This is a genomic window from Streptomyces sp. NPDC054834 (genome assembly GCF_053611185.1).
The window spans coordinates 265,634-284,791 of the sequence record NZ_JBSGZV010000002.1 but is presented as its reverse complement, the minus strand read 5'-3'; the positions used below and the strand labels follow the sequence as shown (position 1 = coordinate 284,791).

Annotated in this window: 16 protein-coding genes and 1 pseudogene; 12 read left to right on the top strand and 5 right to left on the bottom strand. The window is 73.6% G+C overall.

Features of this window, described 5'->3' with window-relative positions; all coding sequences use genetic code 11:
• Positions 1 to 46: 46 nt before the first annotated feature.
• The 4 genes from ACWGJM_RS03985 to ACWGJM_RS03970 all read left to right on the top strand — a co-directional run bounded on the left by ACWGJM_RS03985 (position 47) and on the right by ACWGJM_RS03970 (position 4,692).
• Positions 47 to 1,132, top strand: coding sequence for a quaternary amine ABC transporter ATP-binding protein (locus ACWGJM_RS03985; RefSeq protein ID WP_453410076.1), 1,086 nt, complete (start codon positions 47 to 49; stop codon positions 1,130 to 1,132).
• On the top strand, positions 1,125 to 2,948 hold the full coding sequence (locus ACWGJM_RS03980) for an ABC transporter permease/substrate binding protein (protein WP_453410075.1): 1,824 nt from the start codon (positions 1,125 to 1,127) through the stop codon (positions 2,946 to 2,948). Before ACWGJM_RS03985 ends, ACWGJM_RS03980 begins: the two co-directional genes overlap by 8 nt.
• 444 nt (positions 2,949 to 3,392) lie before the next feature.
• On the top strand, positions 3,393 to 3,962 hold the full coding sequence (locus ACWGJM_RS03975; RefSeq protein WP_453410074.1) for a helix-turn-helix domain-containing protein: 570 nt from the start codon (positions 3,393 to 3,395) through the stop codon (positions 3,960 to 3,962).
• A 10-nt stretch (positions 3,963 to 3,972) separates the two neighbouring features.
• Positions 3,973 to 4,692: a helical backbone metal receptor gene (locus ACWGJM_RS03970; protein ID WP_453410073.1), complete on the top strand. Its 720-nt coding sequence runs from the start codon at positions 3,973 to 3,975 to the stop codon at positions 4,690 to 4,692.
• On the opposite strand, the gene ACWGJM_RS03965 is transcribed toward ACWGJM_RS03970, so the two are convergent.
• Entirely contained in the window at positions 4,604 to 5,734 is a 1,131-nt protein-coding gene (locus ACWGJM_RS03965) for a TDT family transporter (protein ID WP_453410072.1), read from the bottom strand. The genes ACWGJM_RS03970 and ACWGJM_RS03965 overlap by 89 nt on opposite strands.
• Positions 5,735 to 5,804: 70 nt before the next feature.
• Between ACWGJM_RS03965 and ACWGJM_RS03960 the strand changes: the two genes are divergently transcribed.
• Positions 5,805 to 6,755 carry a LysR family transcriptional regulator gene (locus ACWGJM_RS03960; protein WP_453410071.1) on the top strand — a complete coding sequence of 317 codons (951 nt, stop codon included), beginning with the start codon at positions 5,805 to 5,807 and terminating at the stop codon, positions 6,753 to 6,755.
• Between the two features lie 9 nt (positions 6,756 to 6,764).
• Positions 6,765 to 7,409 (top strand): annotated as a pseudogene (locus ACWGJM_RS03955) (phosphotransferase); the annotation flags it as partial.
• Here ACWGJM_RS03955 and ACWGJM_RS03950 read toward each other — a convergent pair.
• Both ACWGJM_RS03950 and ACWGJM_RS03945 read right to left on the bottom strand, forming a co-directional pair.
• On the bottom strand, positions 7,389 to 8,096 hold the full coding sequence (locus tag ACWGJM_RS03950; RefSeq protein WP_453410070.1) for a gamma-glutamyl-gamma-aminobutyrate hydrolase family protein: 708 nt from the start codon (positions 8,094 to 8,096) through the stop codon (positions 7,389 to 7,391). The pseudogene ACWGJM_RS03955 and the gene ACWGJM_RS03950 sit on opposite strands and share 21 nt — an antisense overlap.
• A 52-nt stretch (positions 8,097 to 8,148) precedes the next feature.
• On the bottom strand, positions 8,149 to 8,883 hold the full coding sequence (locus tag ACWGJM_RS03945) for a FadR/GntR family transcriptional regulator (RefSeq protein WP_453410069.1): 735 nt from the start codon (positions 8,881 to 8,883) through the stop codon (positions 8,149 to 8,151).
• 106 nt (positions 8,884 to 8,989) lie between these two features.
• On the opposite strand from ACWGJM_RS03945, the gene ACWGJM_RS03940 reads away from it, so the two are divergent.
• From ACWGJM_RS03940 to ACWGJM_RS03930, 3 genes are read left to right on the top strand one after another with little or no spacing between them, the layout of a single operon-like run.
• Complete coding sequence (locus tag ACWGJM_RS03940; protein WP_453410068.1) at positions 8,990 to 10,348, top strand: glutamine synthetase family protein; 1,359 nt, start codon at positions 8,990 to 8,992, stop codon at positions 10,346 to 10,348.
• Between the two features lie 11 nt (positions 10,349 to 10,359).
• On the top strand, positions 10,360 to 11,724 hold the full coding sequence (locus ACWGJM_RS03935) for an aldehyde dehydrogenase family protein (RefSeq protein WP_453410067.1): 1,365 nt from the start codon (positions 10,360 to 10,362) through the stop codon (positions 11,722 to 11,724).
• Positions 11,725 to 11,731: 7 nt separating this feature from the next.
• On the top strand, positions 11,732 to 12,514 hold the full coding sequence (locus tag ACWGJM_RS03930; RefSeq protein WP_453410066.1) for a 3-oxoacyl-ACP reductase: 783 nt from the start codon (positions 11,732 to 11,734) through the stop codon (positions 12,512 to 12,514).
• 37 nt (positions 12,515 to 12,551) lie between these two features.
• Here ACWGJM_RS03930 and ACWGJM_RS03925 read toward each other — a convergent pair whose 3' ends face one another.
• Complete coding sequence (locus ACWGJM_RS03925) at positions 12,552 to 13,754, bottom strand: amino acid deaminase/aldolase (RefSeq protein ID WP_453410065.1); 1,203 nt, start codon at positions 13,752 to 13,754, stop codon at positions 12,552 to 12,554.
• Between the two features lie 1,319 nt (positions 13,755 to 15,073).
• On the opposite strand from ACWGJM_RS03925, the gene ACWGJM_RS03920 reads away from it, so the two are divergent.
• Together ACWGJM_RS03920 and mycP are read left to right on the top strand one after the other, a co-directional pair.
• Complete coding sequence (locus ACWGJM_RS03920; RefSeq protein ID WP_453410064.1) at positions 15,074 to 16,093, top strand: hypothetical protein; 1,020 nt, start codon at positions 15,074 to 15,076, stop codon at positions 16,091 to 16,093.
• A complete protein-coding gene (gene mycP, locus ACWGJM_RS03915) occupies positions 16,090 to 17,268 on the top strand; it encodes a type VII secretion-associated serine protease mycosin (RefSeq protein ID WP_453410063.1) in 1,179 nt (392 codons plus the stop codon). Before ACWGJM_RS03920 ends, mycP begins: the two co-directional genes overlap by 4 nt.
• Positions 17,269 to 17,280: 12 nt before the next feature.
• On the opposite strand, the gene ACWGJM_RS03910 is transcribed toward mycP, so the two are convergent.
• Positions 17,281 to 18,273 (bottom strand): serine hydrolase, encoded by a 993-nt coding sequence (locus ACWGJM_RS03910; RefSeq protein ID WP_453410062.1) that lies wholly within the window; start codon positions 18,271 to 18,273, stop codon positions 17,281 to 17,283.
• 150 nt (positions 18,274 to 18,423) lie between these two features.
• Between ACWGJM_RS03910 and ACWGJM_RS03905 the strand changes: the two genes are divergently transcribed.
• Positions 18,424 to 19,155 (top strand): SseB family protein, encoded by a 732-nt coding sequence (locus tag ACWGJM_RS03905; RefSeq protein WP_453410061.1) that lies wholly within the window; start codon positions 18,424 to 18,426, stop codon positions 19,153 to 19,155.
• Positions 19,156 to 19,158 lie beyond the last annotated feature (3 nt).

Below are 19,158 nucleotides of genomic sequence, written 5' to 3'. Positions count from 1 at the left end.
GCCGCCTCCGAGCGGCGATAGTTGCTCTTTTCAACGAGAGGTACGTGTGTCAGCCAGCCTTGAGGCCGAGCATCTGTACAAGGTGTTCGGCAGACGACCGGACCAAGCAGTGGAAGGACTCCGGCGGGGAGCCGACCGGGAGGAGCTGCGCGCCGACGGCACCACCGCCGCCGTGATCGACGCCTCCTTCACCGTGGACCCCGGCCAGATCTTCGTCGTGATGGGTCTGTCCGGATCCGGCAAGTCCACCCTGCTGCGGATGCTCAACGGTCTGCTGGAGCCGACCGCCGGGCAGGTCCGCTTCGGCGACCGGGACCTGACCGCGCTCACCGACCGCGAACTGCGCGAGGTCCGCGCACGGAAGATCAGCATGGTCTTCCAGCACTTCGCGCTCTTCCCGCACCGCAGCGTCCGCGACAACGCCGCCTACGGCCTCGCCGTGCAGGGCGTGCCCCGCGCCGAGCGCGAGCGCCGCGCCGACGAGGCGCTCGCCCTGTGCGGCCTGGCCGGCTGGGAGGACTCCTGGCCCGACGAGCTGTCCGGCGGCATGCAGCAGCGCGTCGGCCTCGCCCGCGCGCTCGCCACCGACGCCGAGCTGCTGCTGATGGACGAGTCCTTCAGCGCGCTCGACCCGCTGATCCGCCGCGACATGCAGGACCAGCTGCTGACGCTTCAGCAGACCCTGAAGAAGACGATCGTCTTCATCACCCACGACCTCAACGAGGCCATGCGCCTGGGCGACCGGATCGCCGTCATGCGCGACGGACGGATCGTGCAGACCGGCACCGCCGAGGACATCCTGATCCGTCCCGTCGACGACTACGTCGCCTCCTTCACCAAGGACGTGGACCGCTCCCGCGTTCTGACCGCCGCCGCCGTCATGGACACCGAGCTGCGCGGCGACGAGGCGGACTGCGGCTGCCCGGCCGCCACGCCGGACACGCCGTTCACCGAGCTGTGCGCGCTCAGCGCCCGCCTCCCACACCCGGTCGCGGTCCGCGACGACGCACGCACGCTCGTGGGCGTCGTACCGAGGCAGCGCCTCGTCGGCTTCCTCGGCGACGCACCGGGCGAGCCCACCGTCTGCGACGGCGGACAGGGCAAGACGAAGAAGGTGACCGCCGGTGCCTAGGATCCACCTCGGTGACTGGGTCGACTCCGGCGTCAACTGGCTGGTCGCCCATCTGTCCTGGCTGTTCGACGCGATCCGCGCGGTCGTGGAGGGCATGTACGACGGCATCTACGCCGTTCTGACCGCACCCGAGCCGCTGCTCCTGGCGGGCATCCTCGCGGTGCTCGCCTGGTGGCTGCGCGGGCTGGTCGCGGGGGTCCTCGCCTTCGCCGGGTTCGCGCTCGTCGACTCGCTCGACCTGTGGGACCGGGCGATGTCGACGCTCGCCCTGGTCCTCGTCGCCACGGTGATCGCCCTGGTCATCTCCGTCCCGCTGGGCATCTGGGCCGCCCGTTCCAAGGCGGTCAGTGCGGCCGTGCGCCCCGTCCTGGACCTGCTCCAGACCATGCCGTCGATGGTGCTGCTGATCCCGGCCATCCTGTTCTTCGGCCTGGGCACCGCCGCCGGCGTCATCGCCACGCTGATCTTCGCCCTCGCGCCCGGCGTCCGCATGACCGAGCTGGGCATCCGGCAGGTCGACGCCGAGCTGGTCGAGGCCGCCGAGGCGTTCGGCACCTCACCCCGCGACATCCTGCTGCGCGTCCAGCTGCCGCTGGCGCTGCCGACCATCATGGCCGGCGTCAACCAGGTGATCATGCTGGGCCTGTCGATGGTCGTGATCGCCGGCATGGTCGGCACCGGCGGCCTCGGCGGCGCCGTCAACGAGGCCATCGGCCGGCTCGACATCGGCTTCGGCTTCGAGGCGGGCGTCGGCATCGTCGTCCTCGCCATCTACCTGGACCGGGTCACCGGCGCCCTCGGCACCCAGCTGTCGCCGCTGGGCCGCCGCGCCGCCGCGAAGGCCCGCGCGGCCGCCGGCACCAGGGTCTGGGCCCACCGCCCGCGCCCGGCGGTCGCGGTCGTCGGCGTGGTCGTACTGGCCCTGGTGGCCGGCGGCATGGGGGTCTTCGGCTCCTCCGGCACCTCCCAGGCCTCCGCCACGGACGTCGGCAAGGGCAAGGAGGTCCGGATCGGCTACATCCCCTGGGACGAGGGCATCGCCTCCACGTACCTCTGGAAGGAGATCCTGGAGGAGCGCGGCTTCAAGGTGACCACCACCCAGTACGCCGCCGGCCCCCTCTACACCGGCCTCGCCACCGGCCAGCTCGACTTCCAGACCGACTCCTGGCTGCCCACCACCCACGCCGAGTACTGGAAGAAGTACGGCAAGCAGCTCGACGACCTCGGCAAGTGGTACGGCCCCACCTCCCTGGAACTGTCCGTCCCGTCGTACGTGAAGGACGTGAACTCCCTGGCGGACCTCAAGGCGCACGCCTCCGAGTTCGGCGGGAAGATCATCGGCATCGAGCCCAGCGCCGGCATGATGGGCCTGCTCAAGAACAAGGTCCTCAAGGAGTACGGCCTGACGGGCGCGTACGAGGTCGTCGACGGCTCGACCCCCGCGATGCTCGCCGAGCTCAAGCGCGCCTACGCCAAGAAGCAGCCGGTCGTCGTCACCCTGTGGTCGCCCCACTGGGCGTACAGCGACTACGACCTGAAAAAGCTCAAGGACCCGCGGGGCGCCTGGGGCAAGGGCGACGGCGTGCACACCATCGCCCGCAAGGGCTTCGCCGCCGACAACCCCGAGGCCGGCAGGTGGCTGCGGAACTTCTCCATGACGGAGCAGCAGCTCACCGGCCTGGAAGCACAGATCCAGAAGGCCGGCGAGGGCAAGGAGCAGGACGCCGTCCGCACCTGGCTGAAGCAGCACCCAGGGATGGTCGACAAGTGGGCCCCGGTCGCCGGCCAGGGGACGAAGAGCCGGGCGGCCGGGTGACCTGACAGCACCCGGATCCGCCCGCGCGAGGGGTGGGCAGCACCGTTCCAGGTGCCGTCCACCCCTCGTGGCGTACGGGGCGCGGTGGACGGAACGAGCCCGGATACTCCTACGGAAAGAATCCGGCCAACCACAGAGCGCTACGGCCTTACCCAAACCTCGCCGTCCTCCCGGCCCGCGCCCCGGATGCGTCACTGTCGGCCAACTCCGCACCACGCTACGGGACTTCACCATCCGGCAGCACGGCCCCGATCGGAGGCCGACGGCGGCTCGTGCGCTGGCGCGATCTATGGGGGTGACGCCGGCTCCGCGTGACATCGATGTGACGGCCGCGTGAAACGGTTTGCCGAACATGCGTAGGGTGCAGAGAAGTCATCAGAAGTGGTGCCCCCGATGCGGGGCACCCGGTCGGAACCGCGGCGAGCGAAGGAGGGAGCCGGAGCGATGGGCGACCACAAAGAACAACAGCCCCTCCGGGTGGGTGCGGCCGTCCGGCGGCGCCGCCGCGCGCTGGAGCTCACCCTCGCCGTCGTGGCCGAGCGCAGCGGCCTGTCCGTCCCCTTCCTGAGCCAGATCGAGAACGACCGGGCGCGCCCCAGCAGAGGCTCCCTGGAGAAGGTCGCCGACGCCCTGCGCACCACCGCCGTCGAGCTGCTCGCCGCCGCCGACCCGGCGTGCAGCGTGGACGTCGTCCGAGCCGAGGACACCGAGAACGGCTTCGACCCGCGGGTGCGCTCGCTGGTGCGCGGCCACCACCAACTGCACGCCTCGGAATTCACCGGCGACCACGACGCCGGCCGCGAATTCCAGCACCGCAACGACGAGTTGATGTACGTCGCCGACGGCGCCGTGGAGATCGAGGCGGAGGGCCGCGCCTACCGCCTCGGCCGTGGCGACACCCTCTACCTGACCGGTGGCGTCCGCCATCGCTGGCGGGCCACGGTCCCCGACACCCGGGTGATCGTCGTCGCGGTGGCGGAACACATCGAGGCGGTCAAGGACCGCGCTCGTTAGGGTTCGCCGCGTGCGGGTCGTCTCCCTCGTGCCGTCGCTCACCGAGGCGGTGGCCGTCACACTGCCCGGCGTCCTCGTCGGCGCCACGGACTGGTGCGGCCATCCGGCGGACCTCGAGGTCACCCGTGTCGGCGGTACCAAGAATCCCCGGCTCGACCGCATCACCGCCCTCGCCCCCGATCTGGTGATCGCCAACGAGGAGGAGAACCGCGCGCCGGACCTCGACGCCCTGCGCGCGGCGGGACCGACGGTCCTGGTCACCGAGGTACGGGACGTACCGCAGGCCTTCCGGGAGCTGGAGCGGGTGCTGACCGCGTGCGGGGCGCGGACCAGGCCGCGGTGGCTGGACGAGGCCGAGACGGCCTGGGCGGCGCCGCCGGCGCCGGACCGCCGAACGACGGCGGTCGTGCCGATCTGGCGGCGCCCCTGGATGGTGCTGGGCCGGGACACCTTCGCGGGCGACGTGCTGGCCCGGCTGGGCGTCGACCACCTGTACGCCGGCCACCCCGACCGCTATCCCCGCATCCCCCTCGACGAACTGCGGGCCGCCGCCCCCGACCTGGTCGTCCTCCCCGACGAGCCGTACCGCTTCACGGCGGACGACGGTCCCGAGGCTTTCCCCGGTCTGAGCTGCGCACTTGTCAGCGGACGGCACCTGACCTGGTACGGGCCGTCACTGGCCGAGGCGCCACGGGTACTGACCGGGGCCCTGCGAGCAGCCGTCCGCTGACCAGCCCGCGCACCGTGCCGACGCCCGCCACGAGCCACGCCGCGACCAGCAGCGCGTACAGCCCGACCGCGAGGGCCTCGTAGGCGGCGAGCCCGGTGTGCCGGGCCAGGACGGCGGAGCCGGTGACACAGGTGCCCACCGGGAAGGTGAACGCCCACCAGGTCATCGCGAATCCCATGCCGTGCCGCCGGGCCCGCACCACGTGCGCGGTGGCGAGCGCCAGCCACAGCAGCGCGAAGCCCATGACGGGCACCCCGTACAGGACGGCGAGGGCGCCGAAGCCCCGGCCGTAGGGGGCGGGCAGGACCCCGGGCGCGAGGTCGGCGATGTTGCCGACGGCGGTGGTGGACTGCCCGAGCGGCCCCAGCACCAGGAAGAGTGCCGGGGTCAGCGCGAGGGGGAGCGGCCCCGCGGTGATCAGCCGGGCGAAGACCAGCGGCAGCATCAGCAGCGTCGCGAGCAGGCTCAGCCCGAACAGCGCGAAACAGGCGAGCAGCAGCGTCTCCCGGGGCTGTCCCGGCGGCAGGTGCGGCACCAGCTGCGGCCCGAGCGCGGCCGACACCATGGGCGCGACCAGCGGCAGCAGCCACACCGGGGTGGCCTGTCCCGGCTCGACGCGGTGACGTACGGCCATGAGGTACGGCACGGCGACGGCGGCCGCCAGCCCGACGGCCGTACCGGCCGTGAACAGCACGGCGTCGAGGGCCACCGCCCGCTCGGTGCCGATCCAGTCCCGGCCGACCCCCAGGGCACCGCCGCCGACCGCCAGCAGGGCCATCGCGAGGCAGCCGTAGAACGGGACCGTCGCCGGGTCGAGGAGGTCGGCGCGGGCCTGGTCGCCGTGGTGGGCCCAGTGCAGGGCGCGGGCGGCGAGGAGGACCACCAGCATGACGAGCGAAAGCACCCAGGCGCCGGCGCACAGCGGGCGCAGACCGTCGACGTGGACGGGGAGCGCGGCACCGGCGGTTCCCACCACCGCGGTGCCCATCACGGAGGCGTACCAGTTGGGGCCGAGGTGGCGGACTGCCGCTGCGGTGACCATGAACCAACGGTCGCGCGAGCGGACGGCGACGACCAGGGAGTTCGCCTCTATGGGGGCATAAGCTGGTCTTATGAGCGAGGCGAGTGGTGCGGCGGAGGAACGACGAGGGGCCGGATCACTGGCGTACCGGGTGCCCGAGCTGGGCGCGCTGGAACTGCTGCTGGCGGTCGCGCGGCTGGGCAGCCTCGGGGCGGCGGCCCGGGAGGTCGGCATCACCCAGCCCGCGGCCAGCAGCCGGATCCGGTCCATGGAGCGCCAGCTGGGCGTGGCCCTCGTGGACCGCTCGCCGCGCGGCTCCCGGCTGACGGACGCGGGCGCCCTCGTCACCGACTGGGCGCGGCGGGTGGTGGAGGCGGCGGAGGCCTTCGACGCGGGCGCGCAGGCGCTCAGGGACCGCCGGGACTCACGGCTGCGGGTGGCGGCCAGCATGACCATCGCCGAGTACCTGCTGCCGGGCTGGCTGATCGCGCTGCGCGCCCGGCGGCCCGACACCGCGGTGTCGCTGCTCGCCGGGAACTCGGCCGCGGTGGCCGAGCGGCTGCTCGCGGACGAGGCCGACGTCGGCTTCGTGGAGGGGCTGTCCGTGCCGTCCGGCCTGGACTCCGCGGTGATCGCCCACGACCGGCTGATCGTGGTGACGGCACCCACCCACCCCTGGGCCCGCCGCCGGCGCCCCCTCGCGGCACAGGAACTGGCGTCCACCCCGCTCATCCTCCGGGAGAAGGGCTCCGGCACCCGCCAGGTCCTGGACGCGGCCCTGGGCGGCCTGGCCCGCCCGCTGATCGAGCTGTCCTCCACCACCGCCGTCAAGGCCTCGGCGGTCAGCGGCGCGGGCCCCGCGGTACTGAGCGAACTCGCGGTGGGCGACGAACTCTCCTTGCGCCGGCTCGTGAGCATTCCGGTGGACGGCGTCGCGCTCCGGCGTGACCTGCGCGCGGTCTGGCCGACGGGCCACCGCCCGGTGGGCCCCGCCCGAGACCTCCTCTCCCTGACCCGCTCCCGCCCTGCCCGCCCGGCCTGAGGCGCCCCCGGGCACCAGCCCCACGTCCCGTGGCGGCCGGCCGAGCTGCGGCTGGTCCTCGACGCCGTCGGCGAGCTGAGCCGCGGCCTCACCCCGTCGCCGGTCGCCGCCCCGCCCGTCGCCGAGGCGATGGCCGGCAGCTTCGACGGCTGGCGGCAGCTGCTCGACGGGGAACAGGGCGATCTCACCGGGCGGCTCGACCCCTGGGCCGTCGCCCGGCTGCCCGAGCTCGCCGAACTGGCCGGCTGGCCCGGGGCCGCCTCCGGCGAGACCCTCGCCCATGGCGACCTGCGGGCCGACAACATCCTCCTGACCGGCCAGGAGAACGGCCGCGGCGTCGTCTTCGTCGACTGGCCGCACGCCGTGCGCGCCGCGCCGTGGTTCGACCTGCTGGTGATGCTGCCGTGCGTGCGGGCCCAGGCCGGGCCGGATCCGGAGGAGTTGTTCACCGCGCATCCGGTGGGCCGGGACGCCGATCCGGCCGCGGTCACCGCCACCCTGGCCGCCCTCGCCGGCTACTTCCTGAGCCACTCGCTCCAGCCCCCGCCCCCGGGCCTCCCCACGGTGCGTGCCTTCCAGCGCGCGCAGGGAGAGACGGGCCTGGCGTGGCTCAGGAAGCGGCTCGACGCCGGCTCAGGGGTGGTGCGGGGCTGACGAGCCGGACGCCGCCCGGATCAGCGCCCGGACGACCCGGAGGTCCTCGCCCATCTCCGGATGCCACTGCACGCCCAGCACCCAGCCGGCGGACGGCAGTTCCACGGCCTCCACCGTGCCGTCGGCCGCATACGCCGAGGGGACGAGGCCCTCGCCGAGGCGGTCCACGGCCTGGTGGTGGTAGGTCGGCACGGTCGTCTCCTCCGGCACGGCCTCGGCGTACAGGGTTCCCGGAACCGGCTTGACCGGGTGACCGCCGAACACGCCGACCACCTCCGCGTGCCCGTCGAGGTGCTGCACGAGCGTGCCGCCGAGGGCCACGTTCAGCAGCTGCATGCCCCGGCAGATGCCGAGCAGCGGGACGCGCGCGGCCAGTGCAGCGTCGACCAGGGCGAGTTCCCAGGCATCCCGCTCGGGCGCGGGCGGCCCCGTGCGCGGGGAGCGTTCGGCGCCGTAGCGGGCGGGGTCGACGTCCGGGCCGCCCGCGACGACCAGGCCGTCCAGCCGGGCCACCGTGGCCGCCGCGTGCGCGGGGTCGTCCGGCGGAAGCATCGCGGCCAGCCCTCCGGCCCGCTGCACCAGACGCGGATAGGCGGCGGGCAGCAGGGCGGCCTCCAGCTCCCAGACGCCCCAGCGCGCCCCCGTCTCCAGGTACGTGCTCACACCGATCAGCGGTCGTCCGGTCACGCGGGCCTCCCAGCGGTCCAATGGTTCACGTGCACACCTTTGCAGGGTCTGCTCAAGCCAGGAAGCCCCGCAGCAGCGCCGCCGTCCCCGCACAGTGCTCCCGCATCATCTCCCGCGCGCCGTCCGCGTCCCCGTCCAGCACCGCCTCGACCAGCGCGGTGTGCTGGCGCTGCGAGTGCTCCAGGTTGCGGACCAGCAGCGGGATGCAGTCCAGCAGGTCGTTCACCCTCGCCCGGACCGCCGCGTACTGCGCGGTCAGCGTCGGCGAGCCGCACAGCTCGGCCAGCGTGAGGTGGAGCAGGGTGTCCAGGCGGCGGTAGTCGGCGAGCGGCGCGTCGTGCGTGCGGGCCAGCGCCTCGCGCAGCCGGTCCGCCTGCTCACCGGTCAGCCCGTGCGCCGCGCACAGACCGGCCGCGCCCACCTCCAGCACCTCACGGAAGCGGAGCACGTCCTCGATGTCGACCTCGGCGATCCGGCGCCGCAACTCGTCCTCGCCGCCCGCGTCCGTGCGCGGCAGCACGAACGTGCCGCCGTACCGCCCGCGCCGGGACTCCACCAGGCCCTGGTCCTGAAGCACCTTCAGCACCTCGCGCAGGGTCACCCGGCTGATGCCCAGCCGCTCCGCCAGCTCCCGCTCGGCGGGCAGCCGCCCCCCGCCCGGCACCAGGCCGAGCCGGACCACCTGGAGGATCTGCTCCAGCGCCTCCTCGAAGCCGTTGCCCGCCCGCACCGGCCGCAGCACCGGCGTGAGCCGGTCGCCGAGACCGCCGTCGGCATCCACTGACATCCGGCCGTGCCCCCTTCCCAAGCAATGGTTCTCGGCAATACCTTATGGCTCCCGGCCCGGCCGGAAAAGCGCTGAGAAGCGCGAAGAAGCCGAAGGAGGCTCTCCCGTGGCAGACCGCACACCCCCGCTCGGCGTCGAGGAACTGCACGCCCTCGTCGCAGGCGGTGAGATCGACACTGTCGTCCTGGCCTTCCCCGACATGCAAGGGCGGCTCCAGGGCAAGCGGTTCGCCGCACGCTTCTTCCTCGAAGAGGTCCTCCAGCACGGCACCGAGGGCTGCAACTACCTCCTCGCCGTCGACACCGAGATGAACACCGTCGACGGCTACGAGATGTCCTCCTGGGACCGCGGGTACGGCGACTTCGCCATGCACCCCGACCTGTCCACCCTCCGCCGCGTTCCCTGGAACGAGGGCACGGCCATGTTGATCGCCGACCTCGCCTGGAGCGACGGCTCCCCGGTCGCCGCCGCCCCCCGCCAGATCCTGCGCCGCCAGCTGGAGCGGCTCGCCGAACTCGGCTACACCGCCCAGGTCGGCACAGAGCTGGAGTTCATCGTCTTCAAGGACACCTACGAACAGGCCTGGGACGCCCATTACCGAGGGCTCACCCCGGCCAACCAGTACAACATCGACTACTCGGTCCTCGGCACCGGCCGCATCGAGCCGCTGCTGCGCCGCATCCGCAACGAGATGGCCGGCGCCGGCCTGACCGTCGAGTCCGCCAAGGGCGAGTGCAACCCCGGCCAGCACGAGATCGCCTTCCGCTACGACGAGGCCCTCGTCACCTGCGACCAGCACGCCATCTACAAGACCGGCGCCAAGGAGATCGCCGCCCAGGAGGGCATGTCCCTCACCTTCATGGCCAAGTACAACGAGCGCGAAGGCAACTCCTGCCACATCCACCTCTCGCTCGCCGACGCCGACGGCACCAACGCGATGGCCGGACCCGAGGGGATGTCCGAGGTCATGCGCCACTTCCTCGCCGGACAGCTCGCCGCGCTCCGCGACTTCTCCCTGCTCTACGCCCCGAACATCAACTCCTACAAGCGCTTCCAGTCCGGGTCCTTCGCCCCCACCGCGGTCGCCTGGGGCCACGACAACCGCACCTGCGCCCTCAGAGTCGTCGGTCACGGCCGCTCCCTGCGCTTCGAGAACCGCCTGCCCGGCGGCGACGTCAACCCGCACCTGGCGGTCGCGGGGCTGGTGGCGGCGGGACTGTACGGCATCGAGCAGAAGCTGGAACTGCCCGACGCCTGCCCCGGCAACGCCTACACCGCCGATTTCGCGCACGTGCCCACCACCCTGCGGGAGGCCGCCGACCTCTGGGAGAACAGCCCGATCGCCCGGGCCGCCTTCGGCGACGAGGTCGTCGCGCACTACCGCAACATGGCGCGCGTCGAACTCGACGCCTTCGACGCCGCGGTCACCGACTGGGAGCTGCGCCGCTCCTTCGAACGCATGTGAAAGGTCATCACGTGTCCGACCCGCACGAGCTGAAGGTCCTCAACCCCGCCACCGAGGAGGCCGTCGCCACCGTCCCCGCCGCCACCGCGCAGGACGTGGACGCCGCCGTCGCACGCGCCGCGCGGGCCCAGACGAAGTGGGCCGCCCTCCCGCCCGCCGACCGGGCCCGGCTGCTGCGCCGCTTCGCCGACACCGTCGACGCCCATGTCGAGGAACTGGCCCGGCTGGAGGTCCGCGAGGCCGGCCACACCCTCGGCAACGCCCGCTGGGAGGCCGGCAACGCCCGCGACCTGCTGCTGTACGCGGCCGGCGGTGCCGAACGCCTGCTCGGCAGGCAGATCCCGGCCCCCGGCGGCTGGGACGTCACCTTCCACGAACCCCTCGGCGTCGTCGGCGTGATCGCCCCCTGGAACTTCCCCATGCCCATCGCCGCCTGGGGTTCCTTCCCGGCCCTCGCCGCGGGCAACGCCGTCGTCCTCAAGCCCGCCGAGACCACCCCGCTCACCGCCCTCCGCCTGGCCGAACTGGCCCTGGAGGCGGGCCTGCCCGAGCAGCTCTTCCAGGTGCTGCCCGGATACGGCCACACCGCGGGACGCGCCCTGGTCGACCACCCCGACGTCGCCAAGATCGTCTTCACCGGCTCGACCCGCACCGGCCGCGAGGTCATGGAGCGCTGTGCCCGGCTGGTCAAGCCGGTCACCCTGGAACTCGGCGGCAAGAGCCCGAACATCGTCTTCGCCGACGCCGACCTCAAGTCCGCCCTCGACCCCTTCTCCTTCCTGGACAACTCCGGCCAGGACTGCTGCGCCCGCACCCGCATCCTCGTCCAGGAGACGGTGTACGACGCGGCCCGCGACTTCCTCGCCGACGCGCTGGCCGCCGTGACCGTGGGCGACCCGGCCGACGAGAGGACCCAGATGGGCCCGCTGATCTCCCGCCGGCAGCTCGACCGCGTACGGTCCTACGTCCCCGAAGCCGCCCCGGCCCTGCGCGGCAGCGCACCTGACGGACCCGGCTTCTGGTTCCCGCCGACCGTGCTCACCGGCGAACGGCCCGACTCCGCCGCGGCCCGCGAGGAGATCTTCGGCCCGGTCGCCGTCCTCCTGCCCTTCACCGACGAGGAGGACGCGATCCGCCTCGCCAACGACACCCCGTACGGCCTCTCCGGCTCCATCTGGACCCGCGACGTCGGCCGCGCGCTGCGCGTCTCCCAGGCCGTCCGCGCCGGCAACCTGTCCGTCAACTCCCACTCCAGCGTCCGCTACTGGACACCCTTCGGCGGCTTCAAACAGTCCGGCCTCGGCCGCGAACTCGGCCCCGAGGCCCTGACCGCCTTCACCGAAACCAAGAACGTCTTCATCAGCACGGAGGCCTGAGCCGCACATGACTGCCGAAAACATCTGCCGCCGCCTGGTCGGCCGCACCGCCGTCGTCACCGGAGCCGGCAGCGGCATCGGCCTCGCCACCGCGCGCCGGCTCGCCTCCGAGGGCGCGCACGTCGTCTGCGGCGACGTGGACGAGGTCCGCGGCAAGGCCGCCGCCGAGGAGGTCGGCGGCCTCTTCGTGAAGGTCGACGTCACCGACCCGGAGCAGGTCGAGGCCCTCTTCAAGGCCGCCCACGACACCTACGGCAGTGTCGACATCGCCTTCAACAACGCCGGCATCTCCCCGCCCGACGACGACTCCATCCTGGAGACCGGCCTGGAGGCCTGGAAGCGCGTCCAGGAGGTCAACCTCACCTCCGTCTACCTGTGCTGCAAGGCCGCCATCCCCTACATGCGCCGCCAGGGCAAGGGCTCCATCATCAACACCGCGTCCTTCGTCGCCCGCATGGGCGCGGCCACCTCGCAGATCTCCTACACCGCCTCCAAGGGCGGCGTCCTCGCCATGTCCCGCGAACTGGGCGTGCAGTTCGCCCGCGAGGGCATCCGCGTCAACGCCCTCTGCCCGGGGCCGGTCAACACGCCCCTGCTCCAGGAGCTGTTCGCCAAGGACCCCGAGCGGGCCGCCCGCCGCCTGGTGCACATCCCGGTCGGCCGGTTCGCCGAGGCCGAGGAGATCGCCGCCGCCGTCGCCTTCCTGGCCAGCGACGACTCCTCCTTCGTCAACGCCACCGACTTCCTGGTGGACGGCGGGATCTCGGGCGCGTACGTCACTCCGCTCTAGGCCGTTCCCGGGTGCTCCCGGAGTACCGGGGCACGGGTCACAGGAACGTGTGGCCCTCGCCCCGGTACGTCGGCACCGTCGCCGTCACCGCGTCCCCCTCGATCAGGTGCAGCACGTCGAACCGCTCGCACAGCTCACCGGCCTTCGCGTGCCGGAACCACACCCTGTCGCCGATCAGTAGATCGTCGGCGGGCGAGCCGAGCAGCGGGGTCTGCACCTCGCCGGGCCCCTCCTGGGGGTCGTACCGCAGCCCCTCCGGCAGGTACGGCACCGGCAGCCGGTCGCGGCCGGGAGCCCCGGAGGCGGGATAGCCGCCGCCGAGCACGGTGACGACGCCCACACCCGGCCGCCGCACCACGGGCATGGCGAAGAGGGCGGCGGGGCGGCCGGTGAACGACGTGTAGTTGTCGAACAGGCGCGGCACGTACAGACCCGAACCGGCCCCGATCTCCGTGACGGAGGACTCCGCCGCGGTGTGCTGCACACTGCCCGTGCCGCCGCCGTTGACGAACTCCAGCCCGGGCACCACCGCCCGGACCGCCCGCACCACCGCGCCCCGCCGCTCGGCCAGTTCCCGGCGAGCGGTGGCCTGCATCAACCGGACGGCGCGGGAACGGAAGGGACGGCCGGCGATCGCGTCCCCGACCCCGGCTATGTGCCCCTCGTACGCCATGATCCCCACCAGCCGGAAACCCGGCCGCCGGCTCACGGCCCGCGCCACGTCGGCCACCTGGGCGGGGGAGTGCAGCGGCGAACGGCGCGCCCCCACCCGCACCCGCCCGCCCAGCAGCTTCAGAGAGGTGTCCAACTCCAGGCAGACCCGCACGACTTCACGGCCACCGGCACGGGCGGCGTCGATCAGATCCAGCTGGGCGAGGTCGTCGATCATCACCGTGACGGCGGCGGCGAGCTTGGGATCGCCGGCCAGCTCCGCGTAACCGGCACGGTCGACGGACGGGTACGCGAGCAGCACGTCGTCGAAGCCGGAGCGGGCGAGCCACAGCGACTCGGCCAGTGTGAACGACATGATGCCGGCGAACCCGTCCTTCGCCAGCACCCGCTCCAGCAGGGCACGGCAGCGCACGGACTTGCTGGCCACGCGGATCGGCTTGCCGCCGGCCCGCCGGACGAGATCGTCCGCGTTGGCGTCGAAGGCGTCCAGGTCCACGATCGCGAGAGGGGCGTCGAGATGGGCGGTGGCCCTGTCGTAACGGGCCCGGTCGGAGGCGCGCGCAGTCATGCACGAAGCCTGCCAGACAGGATTACCGCAGGGTAGGGGGACGTTCCGGGCAGATGCCCCGGGCTCGTGGACTGGTTCCCGTTCGACCGTGGTCAAGCCGTAGAGTGACGCGCACACGCACAGTGGAACCACCCCGGCCGCTTGCTCTGCGCCGGGATGCCGGTCCGCGCGTGCGGGTATGCGTAATGGCACGAGGAAGCGGGGGGTGCATGAGCACGGAAGCGCGGCACGCCCCCGTCCCGCCACGCCCCTCCCACAACCCCGCCCCGTCGGGCGCCGACGCGCGGCAAGGGGAGTCGCGGCCGGAGGGCGCACGGGACAACGCCCCCACGCCGGATCCCGCCGCGAACCCGCCACACGGCCGCACGGCGACGACCGACGCGGCCCCCGACCGCACCGGCCCCGGCGACAGCCCTTCGACTGCTCCGCGTCCGGCGGGCGGCGGTGCTGCGTCCGGTTCGCGTCCGGCGGGGGGCGGGATGCCCTCCGGTTCTCGTCCGGGGGACAGTGGTGCTTCCGAGGTTGGGCGTCCGGCGGGTGGCGGTGCTGCGTCCGGTTCGCGTCCGGCGGGGGGCGGGATGCCCTTGGGTTCTCGTCCGGCGGGCAGCGGTGCTTTTGAGGTTGGGCGTCCGGCGGCAGGCAATGCTGCGTCCGGTTCGCGTCCGGCGGGCGGCGGTGCTTTTGAGGTTGGGCGTCCGGCGGCAGGCAATGCTGCGTCCGGTTCGCGTGCGACGGAGGGCGGAGCCCCCTTGGGTTCTCGTCCGGTGGGCGGCAGGGCTTCCGCAACCGGGCGTTCGGTGGTCGGGGATGGCCCCTCTGCTTCGCGTCCGGCGGGCGGTGCCGTCCCGGCAGGTGCGCGTGCGGTGGACGAGAGCGCCGCTTCGGGTTCGCGTCCGGCGGGCGGCGGCGCGTCTTCGGGTTCGCGTCCGGCGGGCGGTACCGCCAGTGCTTCCGCGGGGTCGCGTACGGCGCCCGGCGACGGCTCCTCCGGCACGCGTACGGCGACCGGCGGGGCGGCTGCCGGCTCGCGTCGGCCGAGTTCGCCGGTGCGGCCGAACTCCGGTGTGCCGGGGGCCCGGAGCGCGGGGGACGGGAAGGCCACCCGCCCCGGCTCGGGCGGCCCGGGCCCGCGGCCGGATTTCCCCTATGTCCGTCCTGCCTTCGCGGCGCGCAACCCCGGCCCGACGGCCCCCACGGCCCCGCCCCCACCCGCCTCGGCGCGTTTCCCCGACGCCCCGCCGACCGTAGGCCGTGAGCCGCGCAAGACCGGCACCCCCGCGGCGGACCGAATCCCGCCCCGGCCCGGTCACCGCCCCACCGTGCCGCCCCGGCCTGCCGGCCCCCCGGCCGAAACCCCCTCGGAGACGACTGCCCAGCTGCGCCGGACCCTGTCGGCGACGAAGCCCGGCGCGGCGAGCGGTGACGCATCCCGCGCGGCCGCCCAGAACACGCACACCCCGACCGCCACGGCGCCCGTACCGGCCCCCGACCCCGCCCTCTCCTGGAGCGCGGCGGTGCCGCCCGTCGTGACCTTCGGGCAGGCCGAGGGGTACGACGAGCGCGGGCGCCCCCGGCCGCTGGGCGCGCGGGTGCGGCCCCGCACCGCCACTGCCGCCGCCTGTGTCGTCCTCGGACTCGGGCTCATCGGCGGTGCGGTGACCGGGAGTTGGCTCACCGGGGACGGCGGGAGCACCGGACCCGGGAAGGGCTACGCCGCGGCCGCCGACCTGTGGCACAGCGTGCCCGTCGACCAGCTCTTCCCGCCCACCGTGGAGGGCACCGGCGCGGGCCCCGGCGGCGCCGACCGCACCTGGATACGGATCGCCGTCGCCCCGGACAGCGGCTGCGCGAACGCCTTCGACCCGCTTCTCGAAAAGGCGCTCGCCCCCGTCGGCTGCCGGAGGCTGCTGCGCGCCACCTACACCGACGCCACCCAGAGCTACGTCACCACTGTCGGCCTGCTCTTCACCAAGGCCGACACCGCCGCCATGAGCTCCCTGGCCCGCCGCTTCCAGAGCGAGGGCCTCGGCGCCCGGACCGACCTGATGCCCCGTCCGTACGCCGTGAAGGGCACCGCCGCCGCGGCCTTCGGCGACAAGCAGCGCGCCTCCTGGACCATCTCCGTCCTCACCGACGCCCCGGTGGTCGCCTACGCCGTCTCCGGCTGGGCGGACGGCCGCACCGTCGACGACCCGCAGCCCGCGGCGGAGGCCATACGCTCCGGCGCCACCTCGGCCCCCGCCCAGGCGGGACTCGGCAACGAGGCGCAGGGCCTGGCCGACCGCATCGAACGGCGCCTGCGCAAGACCGTCAGCTCGGCCACGGAGAGCCCCTCATGAACCGTACGACCGGCGGCGCGGCCCTGAGCCTTCTCCTCGCCGGATCGATCGCCCTCCTGCCGTCCACCGTGGCGTACGCCGACGGCATCCGCGCCCAGCAGTGGGCCCTGTCGGCGATGCACACCCAGGAGGCCTGGCGCACCACCAAGGGCAAGGGCATCACCGTCGCCGTCCTGGACACCGGCGTCGAGGACGACCACCCGGACCTGGTGGGCAACGTCCTGCCCGGCAAGGACATGATCAAGTTCGGCGCCCAGCGCGGCGACCGCACCTGGGCCCGGCACGGCACCGCGATGGCCGGCATCATCGCCGGCCACGGACACGGTCCCGGCGACGGCGACGGCGTCATGGGCATCGCCCCCGAGGCGAAGATCCTCCCCGTCCGCGTGATCCTGGAGGACGGCGACTCCGCCCGCGGCAAGGCCCGCGCCACCCGCGGCAACGCCCTCGCCGAGGGCATCCGCTGGGCCGCCGACCAGGGCGCCGACGTCATCAACCTCTCCCTCGGCGACGACTCCGTCTCCGCGCATCCCGAACCCAGCGAGGACGAGGCCGTCCAGTACGCCCTGAAGAAGGGCGCCGTCGTCGTAGCCTCGGCCGGCAACGGCGGCAAGAAGGGCGACCACATCTCCTACCCGGCCGCCTACCCGGGCGTCATCGCCGCGACCGCCGTCGACCGCTACGGCACCCGCGCCGACTTCTCCACCCGCCGCTGGTACGCCACGGTGAGCGCCCCCGGCGTCGACGTCGTCATCGCCGACCCGGACCACAAGTACTACGAGGGGTGGGGGACGAGCGCGGCCTCCGCCTTCGTCTCCGGCGCCGTCGCGCTGATCAGGGCCGCCCACCCCGGCCTGACCCCGGCCCAGATGAAGAAGCTCCTGGAGGACACCGCCCGGGACGCACCCAGCGGCGGCCGCGACGACTCCCGCGGCTTCGGCATGGTCGACCCCGCCGCCGCCATCCAGGCCGCCGCCCGCCTCGAACCCGAGGGCATACGGACCGCGTCCCACGGCGACAAGTACTTCGGCTCCGGCCCGGACACCGCCGAGGCCACCGGCGGCGCGTCGAGCTGGGCGGGACCGCTGGCCGGCAGCACCGGCGGGGTGCTCCTGGTGGCGGCGGGCGTCCTGTGGCGCCGGCGCCGCGAGGAGCGGGTGCAGGACGGCTGCTGAGGCCGCCGCCCGTCACCCCTGCTCGGACGCCGCGGACGAGGCCGACGACGTGGCGTCGTCCCCGGTGAACACCGACACCGTCGCCTTCGCCGCCGCCTCGACCAGTGAGATGCCCGTCGCCTGGCCGGCGTTGCCGTTCGACAGCACGGCGACCAGGTAGTCGTCGCCGCCCGCCGTGACGCGTCCGATGCTGTTGACGTCCCACAGGCCGGTCGTGCTGCGGGCCAGCCAGCCGTTCTTCAGCGCCCACGCGGAGCCGTCGGCCGCGGCCGAGACACCCCAGTCCTGGTCCGGCTCGATGGCCTTCATCAGCCCCTGGACATACGCCTGCGAGGCCTTGCTCAGCTTCGAGTCGTCCCCGAACACCTGCTGGAGGAGAACGAGTTGGTCCGCCGCGGTGGTCTGGGTCAGCCCCCACAGCTCGCCGTCGCCGCCCGTGGTGTCCGTGAGCCCGAACCGCTTGTTCGCCGCGTCGAGCCCGTCCGCCGTCCCGATGGCGTGCCACAGGGCCGTCGCGGAGTCGTTGTCGCTGTTCTCGATCATCTTCGTGGCGTACGCCTTCTCCGTCGCCGTGAGATGCCGGCCCGCGTCCTGGGCCTGCAACAGCAGCGTCGCCAGGATGTCGACCTTGACGATGCTCGCCGTGTCGAAGAGGGCGTCGCCGTGCGTGGCGCTCTCACCGGAGTCGAGGTCCAGCACGGCTGTCGACACGTTCGCGGCCGACGGCACGGCGACCGCCTTCATGGCCTTCGCCAGCAGCGCCTTCCGGCCGGCCGACGCCTCCGCCGCGGATTCCACCGCTTCCTCCCCACCCGTCGGGGCCGAGGAAGAGGCCGACGGTGACGCCGCCGAGGATACGGGGCCGGTGTGCGCCCGCCCCTTCACGTACACGGTCCCCGCGGCCGTGCCGCCGGCTATCGCGACGGCGGCCAGCGCGGTGCACAGGAGCGGACGGCGCCGGGACGGGCGAGCGCGGCGGCGTCGGCGGGCTCTGGGAGACTCCATGCCCGCGATGCTCGGGGCGGGGACTGTGCGCCCCGTTAGACGGAAGTAAGAACTGCGTCAGGGAAAACTGAGATTCCTGTGAAAGCCGTGACGGTGGGGTTTCAGGGGCCGCACAAGCCCAGCAGCTTCCCCCCTATAGGGTCGGTGACCGTGGCGAACAAGAACATTCCCGACTCCGGCTTCTCCGAAGACGACGGCTCCGCCGACCCCCGGCTGAGCGCCGCGCTGACGGCGTGGGCCGAGGACCGCACCGCCGTCGGACCCGTCCTGGAGGCGCTCAAGGGCGCGCGGCTGCTGGTTCCGGTGGTGGCGGTGCTGGGTGAGGTCGAAGAGGACGAGAACGGGCTGCGCCGCGAGAAGACCAGCGACATGGCCGTGCCGACCCTGAAGGCCGGTTCCCGTACCGCCCTGCCCGCCTTCACCTCCACCGACTCGCTGGCCCGCTGGGACGCGGGGGCCCGGCCGGTCGCCGTACCCCTGCACCAGGCCCTCCAGGCCGCCGCGCACGAGAAGGCGGACACGATCGTGCTGGACATGTCCGGTCCGGTGCCGTTCGAGCTGACGGGCCCCGCGCTGCTCGCGCTGGCCGAGGGCCGTACAACGACCGACCCGCTGGCCGACCCGGCCGTCGTCGAGGCCGTGCGCACCGCCGTGGCCGCCGAGCCCGCCGTACTCCGCGCCCACCTCGGCCCCGGCCGGGCGGACGGCACGCTCGCCCTGGTGCTCGACGCGGCCGTCGCCCCCGACGAGGCCGCACGCGCGGTGGCCCGGCGCCTGGCCGCCGACGACACGCTCAGGGCCCGCCTGGTGCGCGGTCTCGACCTGGCACTGCTGCCGGCCGGGACGACGCCTCCGGGCGAGCCCCTGTTCGTACGTGGATGATGC

Excerpts from the sequence above, each read along its gene's own strand:
- ACWGJM_RS03975 (WP_453410074.1), top strand. The coding sequence starts at position 3,393 with ATGGGCGACCACAAAGAACAACAGCCCCTCCGGGTGGGTGCGGCCGTC.
- ACWGJM_RS03965 (WP_453410072.1), bottom strand. The coding sequence starts at position 5,734 with ATGGTCACCGCAGCGGCAGTCCGCCACCTCGGCCCCAACTGGTACGCC.
- ACWGJM_RS03960 (WP_453410071.1), top strand. The coding sequence starts at position 5,805 with ATGAGCGAGGCGAGTGGTGCGGCGGAGGAACGACGAGGGGCCGGATCA.
- ACWGJM_RS03945 (WP_453410069.1), bottom strand. The coding sequence starts at position 8,883 with ATGTCAGTGGATGCCGACGGCGGTCTCGGCGACCGGCTCACGCCGGTG.
- ACWGJM_RS03930 (WP_453410066.1), top strand. The coding sequence starts at position 11,732 with ATGACTGCCGAAAACATCTGCCGCCGCCTGGTCGGCCGCACCGCCGTC.
- ACWGJM_RS03925 (WP_453410065.1), bottom strand. The coding sequence starts at position 13,754 with ATGACTGCGCGCGCCTCCGACCGGGCCCGTTACGACAGGGCCACCGCC.
- mycP (WP_453410063.1), top strand. The coding sequence starts at position 16,090 with ATGAACCGTACGACCGGCGGCGCGGCCCTGAGCCTTCTCCTCGCCGGA.
- ACWGJM_RS03910 (WP_453410062.1), bottom strand. The coding sequence starts at position 18,273 with ATGGAGTCTCCCAGAGCCCGCCGACGCCGCCGCGCTCGCCCGTCCCGG.